The sequence below is a fragment of the Streptomyces sp. sk2.1 genome (assembly GCF_008120935.1).
Classification (GTDB): Bacteria; Actinomycetota; Actinomycetes; order Streptomycetales; family Streptomycetaceae; genus Streptomyces.
On sequence record NZ_RDBO01000077.1, the window covers coordinates 1017318 to 1030986 of the forward strand.

The window sequence follows — 13669 nt, forward strand, 5'->3', positions numbered from 1 at the left end:
GGCCCCGCCCCTGTTCGGTCCCGCCCTTCGCTCCGGTGAACTTGGGACTGAATGGTGACATCCAGGGGGTCATTTCCACATGTCCGGTGTGATTATCTTTCGCTGAGCGTGCATATGCAGCGCGCGGGGGAGGGAGCCGCAGGGCTCCCGGGGCCATGGCGGGGCCAGGCCGTGTGAGGGGAGACGACCACATTGAACGGGCAGCCGATATCGGGGACATCGGCCGGGGCGAACGGCAGGCGGGGCAGGCGAGGAGCCACCGGACCGCTGGCTCTGGTGCTGGGTGCGATGCTGATGATGGTGACGGCGTGCGGCGGGGGAGACGACGCCGGCAAGGGTGGCAAGGGCGGGGGGAAGGCGGAGGACACCTCGGCCTCGCAGGCCGTGGTGAGCGTCGCGCCCAAGGACGGCGCCGACTCCGTCGCGACCAGCGGGGTGCTGAAGGTCTCGGCCGAGCAGGGGAAGCTGACCACGGTCAAGGTCTCCGACCCCAAGGGCGCCGAGGTCGAGGGCAAGATCGCGGCCGACGGCGCGAGCTGGACGCCCGACCAGCACCTGGCCGCGGCGACCAAGTACAAGGTCCACGCCGTCGCCGAGGACTCCAAGGGCCGTGAGTCGGCGAAGGACACCAGCTTCACCACGCTGGTCCCGCAGAACACCTTCATCGGGCAGTACACCCCGGAGGACGGCTCCACGGTCGGCGTCGGGATGCCCGTCTCGATCCACTTCACCCGGGGCATCACCGACCCCGAGGCCGTCGAGAAGGCCATCAAGGTGACGTCCGAGCCGGCCGTGGACATCGAGGGCCACTGGTTCGGCAACGACCGCCTCGACTTCCGCCCCGAGAACTACTGGGCCTCGGGCACCAAGGTGACCGTGAAGCTCAACCTCGACGGCGTCGAGGGCCGGCCCGGCGTGTACGGCAAGCAGGCCAAGACGATCTCCTTCACCATCGGCCGCAAGCAGGTCAGCACCGTCGACGCGAGCACGCACCGGATGAAGGTCGTCCGCGACGACAGCGAGATCAAGGACATCCCGATCTCCGCGGGCGCCCCGGCCACCACCACGTACAACGGCCAGATGGTCATCAGCGAGAAGCTCAAGGTGACCCGGATGAACGGTGACACCGTCGGCTTCGGCGGCGAGTACGACATCAAGGACGTGCCGCACGCGATGCGCCTGTCCACCTCGGGCACCTTCCTGCACGGCAACTACTGGGGCAGCCCCGGCATCTTCGGCTCGACCAACACCAGCCACGGCTGCGTCGGCCTGCAGGACGTGCGCGGCGCCTGGAGCAAGAAGACCCCGGCCGCCTGGTTCTTCGACAACTCGCTCATCGGCGACGTCGTGATCGTGAAGAACTCGAAGGACAAGACGATCCAGCCGGACAACGGTCTCAACGGCTGGAACATGAGCTGGGCGGAGTGGACCGAGTAGTCCCCCTCCCGTACGCGAGGCCGAGCGGGCCCGGTGCCGTGATCCACGCCACCGGGCCCGCTCGGCCGTTCCCGGTCCGTCTAATCTGCCTCCCATGACAGCGAATCTCGAAGTACTCGACGGCGTCGGCACGATCCGCCTGGACCGTCCGCCCATGAACGCCCTGGACGTGGCCACCCAGGACCGGCTGCGCGAACTCGCAGAGGAGGCGACCCGGCGCGACGACGTGCGCGCCGTGGTCATCTACGGCGGCGAGAAGGTGTTCGCGGCCGGCGCGGACATCAAGGAGATGCAGGCGATGGACCACACGGCGATGGTCGTGCGGTCCAAGGCGCTCCAGGACTCCTTCACCGCCGTGGCCCGCATCCCCAAGCCCGTCGTCGCCGCCGTCACCGGTTACGCCCTGGGCGGCGGCTGCGAGCTGGCCCTCTGCGCCGACTTCCGGATCGCCGCCGACAACGCCAAGCTGGGCCAGCCGGAGATCCTGCTCGGCCTCATCCCCGGCGCGGGCGGCACCCAGCGCCTGGCCCGGCTGATCGGCCCCTCCAGGGCCAAGGACCTGATCTTCACCGGCCGCCACGTCAAGGCCGAGGAAGCGCTGACGATCGGTCTGGTGGACCGCGTGGTGCCCGCCGCCGAGGTGTACGAGCAGGCGTACGCCTGGGCCGCCAAGCTGGCGAAGGGCCCGGCGCTCGCGCTGCGCGCCGCCAAGGAGTCCGTCGACGCCGGGCTGGAGACGGACATCGACACCGGGCTCACGATCGAGCGGAACTGGTTCGCCGGACTGTTCGCCACCGAGGACCGCGAGCGCGGAATGCGCAGCTTCGTGGAAGAGGGCCCGGGCAAGGCCAAGTTCCTCTGACCGAACGCCAGTTGGGTACAGAACGGCGCGGGTTCATCCGTGCGGGCGGATCGGCCGGGTTCCGGGAACACCTCGGGGCCCGGCTTTCCGCGAGGCCCGGCAACCCCGTCCGGACCCGGTATCCGCGCAGGTCAGCATGGGTGCAGCCGGGTGTTTCGTGTCCCTGGCATATGACTTCCGGCCGTTGCGGAACGTTGCAACCGGGGGCACGGATTCCTCCGGAACGGCCCCGGGGCGTCCGCGTTGAGGTCATGATGGTGTCCATGGCGGGCCTGGAGGGTGTGGAACAGCCGCGACCGCACAGCGGTTCGACGGCGGCACGGTGGATGCCGACGATCGAGGACGAACAGGCGTTCAAGGCGCTGGAGTTGTTCGGGAATCCGACGGAGGGCGAGGTCCGGCTCCCCTCGCGCCCGGAGTCCGCGGCCACCGCGCGTCGGCTCACCTCGTGCGTGGTGCTGCGCCAGTGGGCGCTCTCCCCCCAGATCGCCGAGTACGCCGTACTGCTCGTCTCGGAGCTCGTGGGCAACGCCGTGCGGCACACCGGTGCCCGGGTCTTCGGGCTGCGGATGCTGCGCCGTCGCGGCTGGATCAGGGTCGAGGTGCGCGACCCCTCGCGCGGGCTGCCCTGTCTGATGCCGGTGCAGGAGATGGACGTCAGCGGGCGGGGCCTCTTCCTCGTCGACAAGCTCTCCGACCGCTGGGGCGTGGACCTGCTGCCGCGCGGCAAGACCACCTGGTTCGAGATGCGGATCTCCGACCGCTGACCTCCCCCGTCCCGGTACCGGCCGGCTGCGCAGAAGCCCCCGGTCCGCCGTGGTGGGGCGCTTCGGGGGCTTCTGTGTGGGGGCCGTGAAATGGGGGGTGTGTTCACGGCCGCTTGTGACGACCTGGCTCGGGTCGGTGAGGTCGTGTCACCGACTATGGCAGACGGGCGACCTCTCCGCCAAAAGTGCAAAAAGTACATATGCTCACTTAATGGGGCATTTTCCAGCTGAATCACAGGTGTGATGAGTCACTTGCCTGTGAAAGCGTGAATAGCTATGGGATCTGACGAATGATTCATTCGCTGCATCCATATGCCTTTATTGTTATGTTTGTCGCATTTGGTGCCTAGTGTGTCTGTACATGAACGCCTCCGACATCCCGGTGCACCGCCGCGGCGCCCTGCGCGCGGGAGCGGGGACCGTCCTCGCCGGCGCCCTCGCCACCGGATGCTCGGGCCGCGGCGGCGCCGGCACCCCCGCCGGAACCGTCCCCGGCGACACCCCGGCCCGAGCCGTCACCGACGGGACGAGCCCGAAGAACCCGCGCACCGCCGGCCGGACCGCCTCCCCGGGCCCCGCGCCGGGACCGCGCCGCTTCCCCGGCCGGCCGGCGCAGATCGACCACGGCCCCCGCGACCGCGCCCGCGTAGCCCTCACCTTCCACGGCCAGGGCGACCCCGCCATCGCCCGCACCCTGCTCGCCCAGGCCGAACGGGCCCGCGCCAGGATCACCGTCCTCGCCGTCGGCAGCTGGCTCGACGAACACCCCGACATGGCCCGCCGCATCCTCGACGGCGGCCACGAACTCGGCAACCACACCCAGCACCACGCCGACATCTCCTCGATGGGCGAGGCCGAGGCGTACGCGGAGATCGACGGCTGCGCCCGGCGGCTGCGCCGGCTCACCGGCTCCATCGGCACCTGGTTCCGGCCCTCGCGCGCCCGGGACGCCACCCCGCTCGTCCGGCGGCTGGCCGCACGGGCGGGCTACCCGCACGTGCTCTCGTACGACGTGGACTCCCTCGACTTCACCTCTCCCGGCGCCGCGGCCGTGACCCGCAAGGTGGCCGGGGAGATCCGCAACGGATCGGTGGTGAGCCTGCACTTCGGCTACGCGGACACGGTCGCCGCGCTGCCCCTCCTCCTCACCGAAATCGACCGCCGCCGACTGCGCGCGGTGACGACCACGGAGCTGTTGACCTGATGCTTCCCTCCACCAAGCACACCACGGCCCTGCTCGGGGGCGTCCTGCTGGCCGTACTCTCCGGCTGCGGCGCACCGGCCGGAAAGTCGAACGTCCAGGCCGTCGGCAGCGAGGCCGCCGCCCTGCCCACCGCGTCGAGGATCGCCGTCCCGCCCGTACCGCCGGGGCTCCCCGGGATGCCCCCGGTGCTCGACGCCGAGGACGTCTACGCGGCCGACCGGGCGGGCCGGCTCTCGCCCGTCGTCAAGGACTTCCCGTCCCGGGTGTACGTCCCCAACACCAACTCCGACACCGTGTCCGTGATCGACCCGGCGACGTACAAGGTGATCAAGACGATCAAGGTCGGCCGCCAGCCGCAGCACGTCGTCCCGTCCTGGGACCTGAAGACCCTCTGGGTCAACAACGACATCGGCGACAGCCTCACCGCCATCGACCCGGCCACCGGGAAGGTCGGGCCCACGGTGCCCGTCTCCGACCCGTACAACCTCTACTTCACCCCGGACGGCAAGTACGCCGTGGTGATGGCCTCGATGGACCGCGAACTGGTCTTCCGCGACGCCCACACCATGAAGACCGTCAAGACCGTCCCGGTCGACTGCGCGGGCGTCAACCACGCCGACTTCTCCACCGACGGCCGGTACTTCATCGTCTCCTGCGAGTTCTCCGGCGAACTCCTCAAGGTCGACACCGCGGCGATGAAGATCGTCAAACAGCAGAGGCTGCCGCTGAAGGGCGCGATGCCGCAGGACGTGAAGCTGTCGCCCGACGGCGGGACCTTCTACATCGCGGACATGATCGCCGACGGGATCTGGGTGCTGGACGGGAAGAACTTCACCACTCCGAAGCTGCTGCACACCGGCAAGGGCACCCACGGGCTCTACGTCAGCCGCGACTCCAAGGAGATGTACATCTCCAACCGCGGCGAGGGCACCATCTCCGTCTTCGACTTCGCACGGCGCGAGCTGGCGAAGAAGTGGCGTCTGCCCGGCGGCGGCAGCCCCGACATGGGCGGGGTCTCGGCGGACGGCAAGGTCCTCTGGCTGAGCGGACGCTACGACGCGGAGGTGTACGCGATCGACACCGCAACCGGCAAGCAGCTCGCCCGCATCCCGGTCGGCAGCGGCCCGCACGGGCTGGCGGTCTACCCGCAGCCCGGCCGCTACTCCCTCGGCCACACCGGCGTCTTCCGCTGACGGCCGGACCTCGTCGCCGCCACCGCGGCCCGGCCCGCCGCGCCACCCGCCGCACGGCCCCCGGCCCGGCCCGGACCACCGCGTCCGGGCCGGGCCGAGGGGCCGGATACCGGGCCGGACGCGACCGCCGGGCGCCGCGCCCGTTAATCTGACCTCCGTCAGTCAGGCAATCGGTCGGGCAATGACCAGGCATTACGAAGGGGCGGAACTGTGGCGGACATCGAGTCGGCGCGCACGGCATTCCAGCGGTTCGATCTGAACAACGACGGGCTGATCTCGGCCGCCGAGTACAAGAGCGTGATGGCTCAGCTCGGCGACCCCTACGTCACCGAGACGGTGGCCCAGGCCGTCATCAACTCGCACGACGCCAACGGCGACGGGCTGCTCACGTTCGACGAGTTCTGGGCGGCGCAGAACAGGGGCTGACGGCCCGGAGGACCCCCGGCCCACGGGCCCGGAAGGACCACGGGCCGGGGGCCGCCCGCGCCGTCCGTCAGGACCCCTGCCGGTACGGTGCCCAGCCGTGCAGCTCCTCGTCGCGCGGGGCGTGCACCACGGCGGGCGCGCCGGGGCCGAAACCCATCACCGGGCGGGTGGCGTCCCAGCCCGGCCAGCCGGGATCGCCGCAGGCCGCGAACCGCACCCACGCCGCGTGCATCGCGTCGGCCAGCTCCTGCGGGGCGTCCGCCCCGGCCAGGGCGATCGCGTCGGGCCGGTCCAGGGTGTCGAAGACGAAGCCGATCTCCAGCGCGTGGCAGGCGCCGAGCCGCAGCACGGGCGACGGCCAGCCGAACTCGTAGACGTGGGTGCTTCCCGGGGCGTCGGTCCGGGCGTCGGCCAGCCGGTTCAGCGGGACCCGCAGCAGCAGGTCGGTGGCCAGCGCGCCCAGCAGCTCGCCCGGGGCGGCATCGGGCCGGTTCGCACGGTAGGCCCGCTCCGTGGCGCGCGGCACCTTGAACTTCAGCAGGGCCATCCGCAGCCCGATCCGGGACAGCCGCTCCGTGAGACCGCTCGGCACGAACCAGAGCCGGTACTCCTCGCTGTTCGAGCCCATCAGCAGATCGACGTCGTCCGCGGCGCCGTCCAGCAGCGCCTCCATCGGGTCGTGGGGCAGCAGATCGCCGTCCACCACGATCTGGAACGAGTTCCCGCCGGTCAGCGGGGAACCGCCGGCCGTCACCGCGGTCTGGGCGTCGAGCAGCCCGGCCGGGTCCACCCCGGCCAGCGCCGCGGCCGTCGCCGGGACCCCGAGCCGCTTCGCGACCAGCTCCGTCGTGCGGCGGGCGGCGTCCGGCCGCAGCGCGGTCGGCGCACCGCTCTGCAGCACCGCGCGCCGGAACAGGCCCCTCGCCCGCGGGGCGGCCAGCAGGGCGGCGATGCTGACGGCCCCCGCCGACTCGCCGCACACCGTGACGAGGTCCGGATCGCCGCCGAACGCCGCGATGTTGTCCCGCACCCAGGCCAGCGCCGCGAGCTGGTCGAGCAGCCCCCGGTTGGCGGGCGCGTCCGGGAACACCCCGAACCCCTCGACGCCCAGCCGGTAGTTGACCGACACGAGGACCACGCCGTCACGGGCGAACGCGGCCCCGTCGTACAGCGGCACGGCCGACGAGCCGTGCAGCAGCGAGCCGCCGTGGATCCAGACGAGGACGGGCAGCCCGGTGCGGTCCGGGGCCGGGTCCGGGGTCCAGACGTTGAGGTTGAGGCAGTCGTCGCCCGGTACGTCGGGATCGGGCAGCAGCCGGTCCAGCGGCGGGGAGTACGGCCGTTTGGGCGCGGTCGGCCCGAACGCCACCGCCTCCCGCACGCCCTCCCAGGGCTCGGGCGGCTCCGGCGCCCGGAAGCGGCGGGCGCCGACCGGCGCGGCGGCGTACGGGATGCCGCGGAAGACGTGGACGCCCTGCTCCAGCGTCCCGCGCACGGTTCCGTGGACCGTTTCCACCTGCGGCGACGTTCCGGGAGCGGGATCAGGGGCGGGACCGGGAGCGGGAGGGGGTGCGGCGGTCATGGATGGCTTCGGCCCTTCTGCGGTGCGTGGACGGTGCGGTGCGGGGACGGACGGTGTGGTGCGGGCGGGGGAGCGCGGGCGGGTGCCGGTCCGGCGGGTTCCGTCCGGCGGATCAGGAGGAGGAGGCGGCGGCCGTCAGCGCCCTCTTGAGCACCTTCCCGGTCGGACCGAGCGGCAACGCCTCGGCGAACCGGACGATCCGCGGGTACTTGTGCCGCCCGAGCCGCTCCCGGGACCAGGCGATCAGGTCCTGCTCCGTCACCCCGTCCGCGTCCGGGCGCACCACGACGACCGCGCAGACCTCCTCGCCGCGGGTCTCGTCCGGCACACCGATCACGGCGACCTCCAGGACCGCGGGATGGCGCACGAGCACCTCCTCGACCTCGCGCGGGTAGATGTTGAAGCCGCCCCGGATGATCAGGTCCTTCTTCCGGTCGACGATGCTCAGGAAGCCGTCCTCGTCCCGCACCCCCAGGTCCCCGGTGCGGAACCAGCCGTCGACCACCGCGGCGGCCGTCGCCACCGGGTCGTCGAGGTACCCCGCGAAGACGTTGTGGCCGCGCACCACCACCTCGCCGACCTCCCCGTCCGGCAGCAGCACCACGGCGTCCTCCGCCGCCGCGTCCGCGACACCGACCTCCACACCCCGGATCGGATGCCCCACCGTGCCGGGACGCCGACCGGTCCGGGGCTGGTTGAAGGTGGCGACGGGGGAGGTCTCGGTCAGCCCGTAGCCCTCCAGGACCTGGGTCGCGAAGACCTCCTCGAAGCGTTCGAGTACGGCCACGGGGAGCGCGGCGCCGCCCGAGACGGCCGCGCGCAGGACGGGCCGGGGCGCCGCGCCGGCCTGCCCGGCGGCGGCCTCGACGAGTGCGTGGTACATCGTCGGCACGCCCATGAAGACACTCACGCCCTCGGCGGTCAGCAGCTCCAGGGCGCCCGCGCCGGTGAAGCGCGGCATGAGCACGAGCGCGGCCCCCGCCCGCAGCGTCGCGTTCATCGCGCAGGTCTGCCCGTAGCTGTGGAACAGCGGCAGGCAGCCCAGGACCACGTCGTCGGGGGCCAGTTCCAGCAGGTCGTCGGCGACCACCGACGCGTTCGTCACGATGTTGCGGTGGGTGAGCAGGGCCCCCTTCGGCCGCCCGGTGGTGCCGCTCGTGTAGAGGATCACGGCGACGTCCCGCGGCGCCGCGGGCTCCGGTTCGGACAGCGGGGCACCGCCTTCCGGGACGCCGCGCACGGCCCGCACCCCCGCGGCCCGCGCCCCTTCCTCGGCGACCGGCCACAGCGCGCCGCCGCCGATCAGCAGGACGCAGCCGCTGTGCCGCAGCACGTACGCCACCTCCTCGGCCACCAGCAGCCCGTGCACCGGTACGACCGTGGCCCCGGCGGCGAGCGCCCCGTAGTACGCGTACAGGAAGTCCGCCGTGTTGGGCAGCAGCACCGCCACCCGGTCCCCGGGCCGCACCCCGGCCGCCCGCAGCGCGCCCGCGCGCTCCAGCACCCCGGCCCACAGCTCCCGGTAGGTGACGCGGGTGCCGGAATCGACCACGGCGACGCGGTCGGGGTGCCGGTGGACCGATTCGCCGAGTACGGCGGCGACGCTGAGGGACATGAGGAGCTCCAGGTGGCGGGAACGCGGTGGCTGCACGGCTGCTGATGCCAGAATCGGCCGCCGCCCCGCCCGGCACAATGTGCAGGTGCCCACCGTGTGTCCGGTCCACCTGGGCAGTGGCCCCCCGGGGATGCACATGGCAAGGCAACCGCCTAACAGCCATCCGACAGGGACGGCGCTAGCCTTCCCGCATGCTGGACGAGACCGGGGCCCAAAACCCCCGCACCGACGGCCGGGGCGGCGCCGACGACGAGCTGCGCCGCGCCCTGGCCGCCGCGCTGCTGCCGGGGATCGACGACCTGACCCGGCGGGTCGTCGCCGACATCCACGCGCACAGCGGCACGTACGCGTCGGGCACGCCCGTCAGCCGGGACGACCTGTGGGAGATCTGCCGCGACAACCTGCGACGGGCCCTGGAGGACTTCGGCGGACTGCCTCCCGGCCGGGAGGACTTCGAGCACGCGGCGCGCGAGACGGGGCGGCGGCGCGCGGAGCAGGACGTGCCGCTGGACACCGTGCTGCAGGCATACCGGCGCGGGGGCCGGGTGATGTGGCAGGTGATGGCCGAGCACCTGCGGGCGGCGCGCGCCGGGCGGCCGGGGGACGCCGACGGGGCCGGGGGCGTCGTGGCCGCCGCSGCGGCGGCCGGGCGGGACACCGAGCTCGACGTGGCGGGCGCTCTGTGGGAGACCATCGACCGCTACTCCCTGGCGATGGCGGAGGCGTACCGGCTGACCCGGCTGGAGATGCAGGGCCGTCAGGACACCCGCCGCGCCGCCCTCTTCGAGGCCCTGCTCGACGGGCGGGGGGACGACCCGGCGGTCGCCTCGGCGGCCTCCGCCGCGCTCGGGGTGCCGGTCCGGGACCGGTACGTCGTCGTCGCGGCGGCCCAGGACCCGGCGGCGGCGCCCAACCCGGGGGCCGCCCTGGAGAGCCACGGCATCTGGTCCTTCTGGCGGCCGAGATCGGGCCGGTACGAGGGGATCGTGCGGCTGGCCGCGGAGGAGTACGACGTACTGCTCGACCTGCTGCGCGAGCACACCGGTGCCACCGCGGGAGTGTCGCCGGAGTTCGCCCGGCTCGCCCGCGCGGGCCGGGCCCTGCGCCTGGCCGAACAGGCCCTGCGCACCCTCCCCGCCGGGAGCGGCGAGGCGGCGGCGTTCGACGACCGGCTGGCGGAGATCCTCCTCGTCGACCGCCCGGAGATCGCCGGGCGCATCGTCGCCACGTACCTGGGCGCCGTCCTGGACACGGCGGCCGAACGCGACACGCTGCTCGGCACGCTCCGGGTCTGGCTCGACAGCGGCTGCTCGGCGGCGCGGGCCGCCGAGCGGCTCTACTGCCACCGCAACACCGTCCTCAACCGCATCGGCCGGATCGCCGAACTCACCGGCCGTTCCGCGGAGTCGGGGGAGGCCCGGCTGGGCTGGGCGCTGGCCCTCAGGGCGCTGCCGCCGAGGACGTGATCCGAGGACGTGATCCGAGGACGTGATCCGAGGACGTGATCCGGGGGGGGCGTGATCCGGGGCGCCGGTCCGTCGACGGCGCCCCGGGCCACGCCCCCGGGCCGGGCAGGCCCCGGGCAGCCGGTCGGGCGGTCGTCAGGCGGCGAAGAAGCCCGACAGGGAGTCCCGGTCGTCGACCTCCGTCAGATCGGGACGGGTGTAGCGCTCCGCGCGGGCGTGGTAGTCGAAGTCGCCCCGGACCAGGCCCCGGTAGTCCCGCGCGCACCGCTCCAGCGCGATCCGGGTGGGGCCCTCGATGCCGGCCGCCGCGATCTGCTCGGTCAGCTCCCGCTCGGCGCGCCTCACCCGTTCCGCTATTGCCGCGAGCTGCGTCCCGGCCTCGTCGACGGCCTCCTGGAGGGTCAGCCCCCGCTCGCGCCGGATGAGGGCCACCGCGTTGTGCTCGTAGCCGAGCACCGCCTCCTTCTCGAAGGAGCAGATGTCGTTGCACAGCCCCGAGTGGTCGGTCACGGCGTTGCGCAGGGCGATGTAGGCGGGAAGGCTCCGGGCCGATTCCGGGAGGTCGATCCCGGCGGCGATCTCGTGCAGGTCGAGGAAGGGCTGCATGGCCACCGAGTCCCGGCGGTGCTTCACGAACTCGTCCCGGCTCGGCACCTGTCCGGCGGTCCGCTGCACGGCCTCGGCGTAGTAGGTCCACAGCCAGGCGACCGTGTCCCGCCGGAACTGCCGGATCCAGCGCGCCGAACGGTCCCGGTACGTCCTGGTCCTGAGCCCGACGAGGGCGCGCTCCATGGCCCCGTGCGGCGGTCCGCCGTCCAGTACGGAGACCAGCCGGTCGATCGCCGCCCCGCACAGGCGCGGATCGCGTCCGGCGGGCCCGTCGTCGAACTCGTCGTCGACGAGGAAGGCCCAGAAGAGCCACTGGCAGAAGAGGTCGAGGTGCTGCTGCGAGACCTTGGGGAAGATGAGGGAGATCCAGAGCTCGGGCCTGGTCCGGATCATCTTCTTCCGGGCCGCGGGGGAGAGCACGAGACCGTTCGATTCGGCCCATTCCCACACGGCCTCCCTGGTCTCCTCAATACCTGGGTTGCATCCGGTGCTCTGGAACGGCATATGAAACGTCGGCAGCGCGATCTGGCTCATTGGTGCCCCTCGTGGAAACGGTACGGATGAAGGGTGCGGGCTGATATCCGGCCGAATTCGGAGCCTGCGCCGGATAAGTGCCGCGGGGCCGGGTCGCCCGCCCCCGGCGACCGCGGCCGAAGACGCACCGTGCGAGACGCGGCAGTCATCCCTGCTCACTCTCCTCCGCCGGATTCCTGGGCATCGGGGCCGGGCCCGCGGGGCCCGTGGTGGCAATCGCCCTCGGTGCAGGACGGCGGCATCACCATGCGTGACTCCCAGTCAACCCCGTGTGGACGACAGAGGGAAGTCGTTTGTGACCGAAATTGTTTGATCGTCGGAATCCACTGAACGGCTTTGAGCGCTTCCTGTCTTCCCGGGGCGGGTGTCCACCGGTCGGACCGGGGCCTTCATATTTGGCTCAAATAGGTATGTCGAAGGGCCCGCAGAACGGGACAAACCCGTACCGAAGGCCCTTCGTGCGCAGTCCGGTGATCCGCCCGGACCGGCGGTTCGCCCGGCCGGCCTGCCGGGTTCCTCAGGCGCCCTTCAGATGCCGCATCAGGCGCTCGAAGTCCTGCCAGCCCGACAGGTCCGACGGGTCGCCGGGCAGCGGGTAGTACAGCGCGGGGCGGGACTTCGGGCCGAGCTGGACCGGGGGCTCGGACAGCGGGGTGCGCCGGGCGCGGTCACCGGGCATCTCGCGGACCTCCTCCGCGCCGAGCACGAACGCCACCGGGACGCCCGGCCCCTCGAACCGCGGCGGAACGGCCAGGTCGCGGCGGGCCCTGCGGATCTGCACCAGCATCGACTGCAGGTGGTGGCGGGTCGCCAGCACCTCGGCCGCCCGGGGCAGGGCCTCCAACGGCGGCTCCTCGCCGGGCCCGTAGCCGAACGCCAGTGTGACCTCCTCCTCCACCCCGCCCTTCGTGCGGCTGACGCGGATCGTGGCCAGGCCCGGCCGGTCCGGGCCGCCGACCACCACGAACCAGGTCGGCTCGGGCGACCGTTCGAAGGCGACGTCGGTCAGCCGCCGCAGCGACCAGGGCAGGGAGGCGGGCTCCGCGGTGCCCCAGCCGGCCGGGTCCGTGCCGGTCAGCTCCTGCCACACCGCCTCCAGGGCCCCGCCCAGCACCAGCCGGTCGTCCGCCGGGTGGACCGTGCGGAACGTGAGGGCCAGCTGGCGCTCACCGGTGTCCGCGACCTCCCCGTAGGAGGCGGCCACCGGCGTGCGCAGGTCGTCGGGGCCGGCGTCGGGCGACTCGACCGGCGCGAACATGCCGTGCTGCCAGCGCAGTACGGCACCGGACAGGCCGTCGTAGTAGCCGTCCTTCTCGTCCTGCACCACCCACCGCGACGGCCAGCCGCTCAGGCTGTTGCGCACGGCGGGGGAGAGCATGGTGCCCGGCGACGTGACGATCTGGATGCCCAGCTCGGCGTTGGCCGCCGCCCGGAACGCGTCCGCCAGCCAGGCCGTCATGGCGATCACCGGCCGGTCCTGGATGATGACGGCCACCTTGTCGGTGAGGACGTCGACGGCGGGCTGCGCGGCGGCGGGCGTGGGCACCGCGCGCACGCCCTCGCTCTTCACCACCGCCAGGGAGCGCGTGGCCTCCGGAGGCCAGGCGGCGCCCCCTGCCATGGCGGCTACCCGGGCCGCGAAGGTCCCCGCGAGCAGCTCGGCCTCCTGGACGCCGGTGGTGGCACGGGCCTCCGTCCACCAGTACGGGACCGGGGGCGCGGTCGTCCCGAGCAGCCGCTCGGCCTCGCCCGCGACCTGCACCAGCATCGGCGCCTCGACGGAGACGAGCGGCCGGCCCTCCTCGTCGCAGAGCTGCACGACGGCGTCCTCGCCCGTCGTCCCCACCAGCTTGTCGGGGCCGCCCGAGAGCAGACCGGCGAGCACGGTCAACGGGTCGGGCATGCGCGGCGTGAGAGCGATGACGTCCTTGGTCATGTGGTCGGCCGTTCCTTCTTCTTCCGGGGTGCGAAGGC

At 72.7% G+C, this 13669-nt stretch carries 11 protein-coding genes; 7 read left to right on the forward strand and 4 right to left on the reverse strand.

The genetic code is table 11. The features are described 5' to 3' along the window. The first annotated feature begins 192 nt into the window (after nt 1-192). From EAO76_RS31800 to EAO76_RS31825, 6 genes are all read left to right on the forward strand, one after another. Nucleotides 193-1437 carry an Ig-like domain-containing protein gene (locus tag EAO76_RS31800; RefSeq protein ID WP_148839324.1) on the forward strand — a complete coding sequence of 415 codons (1245 nt, stop codon included), beginning with the start codon at nt 193-195 and terminating at the stop codon, nt 1435-1437. A 94-nt stretch (nt 1438-1531) separates the two neighbouring features. Next, entirely contained in the window at nt 1532-2299 is a 768-nt protein-coding gene (locus EAO76_RS31805; RefSeq protein ID WP_148839325.1) for an enoyl-CoA hydratase/isomerase family protein, read from the forward strand. Nucleotides 2300-2550: 251 nt separating this feature from the next. After that, nucleotides 2551-3066 carry an ATP-binding protein gene (locus tag EAO76_RS31810; protein ID WP_148839326.1) on the forward strand — a complete coding sequence of 172 codons (516 nt, stop codon included), beginning with the start codon at nt 2551-2553 and terminating at the stop codon, nt 3064-3066. Between the two features lie 361 nt (nt 3067-3427). Beyond that, on the forward strand, nt 3428-4270 hold the full coding sequence (locus EAO76_RS31815) for a polysaccharide deacetylase family protein (protein ID WP_148839327.1): 843 nt from the start codon (nt 3428-3430) through the stop codon (nt 4268-4270). Beyond that, complete coding sequence (locus tag EAO76_RS31820; RefSeq protein ID WP_148839328.1) at nt 4270-5463, forward strand: YncE family protein; 1194 nt, start codon at nt 4270-4272, stop codon at nt 5461-5463. Before EAO76_RS31815 ends, EAO76_RS31820 begins: the two co-directional genes overlap by 1 nt. A 210-nt stretch (nt 5464-5673) precedes the next feature. Next, the gene (locus EAO76_RS31825; protein ID WP_148839329.1) at nt 5674-5889 is read left to right on the forward strand and encodes an EF-hand domain-containing protein; all 216 of its coding nucleotides are present in this window, start codon (nt 5674-5676) and stop codon (nt 5887-5889) included. A 67-nt stretch (nt 5890-5956) separates the two neighbouring features. Here the strand turns inward: EAO76_RS31825 and EAO76_RS31830 are convergent, their stop codons facing one another. Then, nucleotides 5957-7471 carry a carboxylesterase/lipase family protein gene (locus EAO76_RS31830; protein ID WP_148839330.1) on the reverse strand — a complete coding sequence of 505 codons (1515 nt, stop codon included), beginning with the start codon at nt 7469-7471 and terminating at the stop codon, nt 5957-5959. 112 nt (nt 7472-7583) lie between these two features. After that, entirely contained in the window at nt 7584-9086 is a 1503-nt protein-coding gene (locus tag EAO76_RS31835) for a long-chain fatty acid--CoA ligase (RefSeq protein ID WP_148839331.1), read from the reverse strand. Between the two features lie 191 nt (nt 9087-9277). On the opposite strand from EAO76_RS31835, the gene EAO76_RS31840 reads away from it, so the two are divergent. Beyond that, nucleotides 9278-10552, forward strand: a complete 1275-nt coding sequence (locus tag EAO76_RS31840) for a CdaR family transcriptional regulator (protein ID WP_148839332.1) — start codon at nt 9278-9280, stop codon at nt 10550-10552. Nucleotides 10553-10687: 135 nt separating this feature from the next. On the opposite strand, the gene EAO76_RS31845 is transcribed toward EAO76_RS31840, so the two are convergent. Both EAO76_RS31845 and EAO76_RS31850 read right to left on the reverse strand, forming a co-directional pair. Beyond that, the gene (locus EAO76_RS31845; protein WP_148840424.1) at nt 10688-11665 is read right to left on the reverse strand and encodes a terpene synthase family protein; all 978 of its coding nucleotides are present in this window, start codon (nt 11663-11665) and stop codon (nt 10688-10690) included. Between the two features lie 547 nt (nt 11666-12212). Further along, nucleotides 12213-13631 (reverse strand): DUF6177 family protein, encoded by a 1419-nt coding sequence (locus EAO76_RS31850; RefSeq protein WP_148839333.1) that lies wholly within the window; start codon nt 13629-13631, stop codon nt 12213-12215. Nucleotides 13632-13669 lie beyond the last annotated feature (38 nt).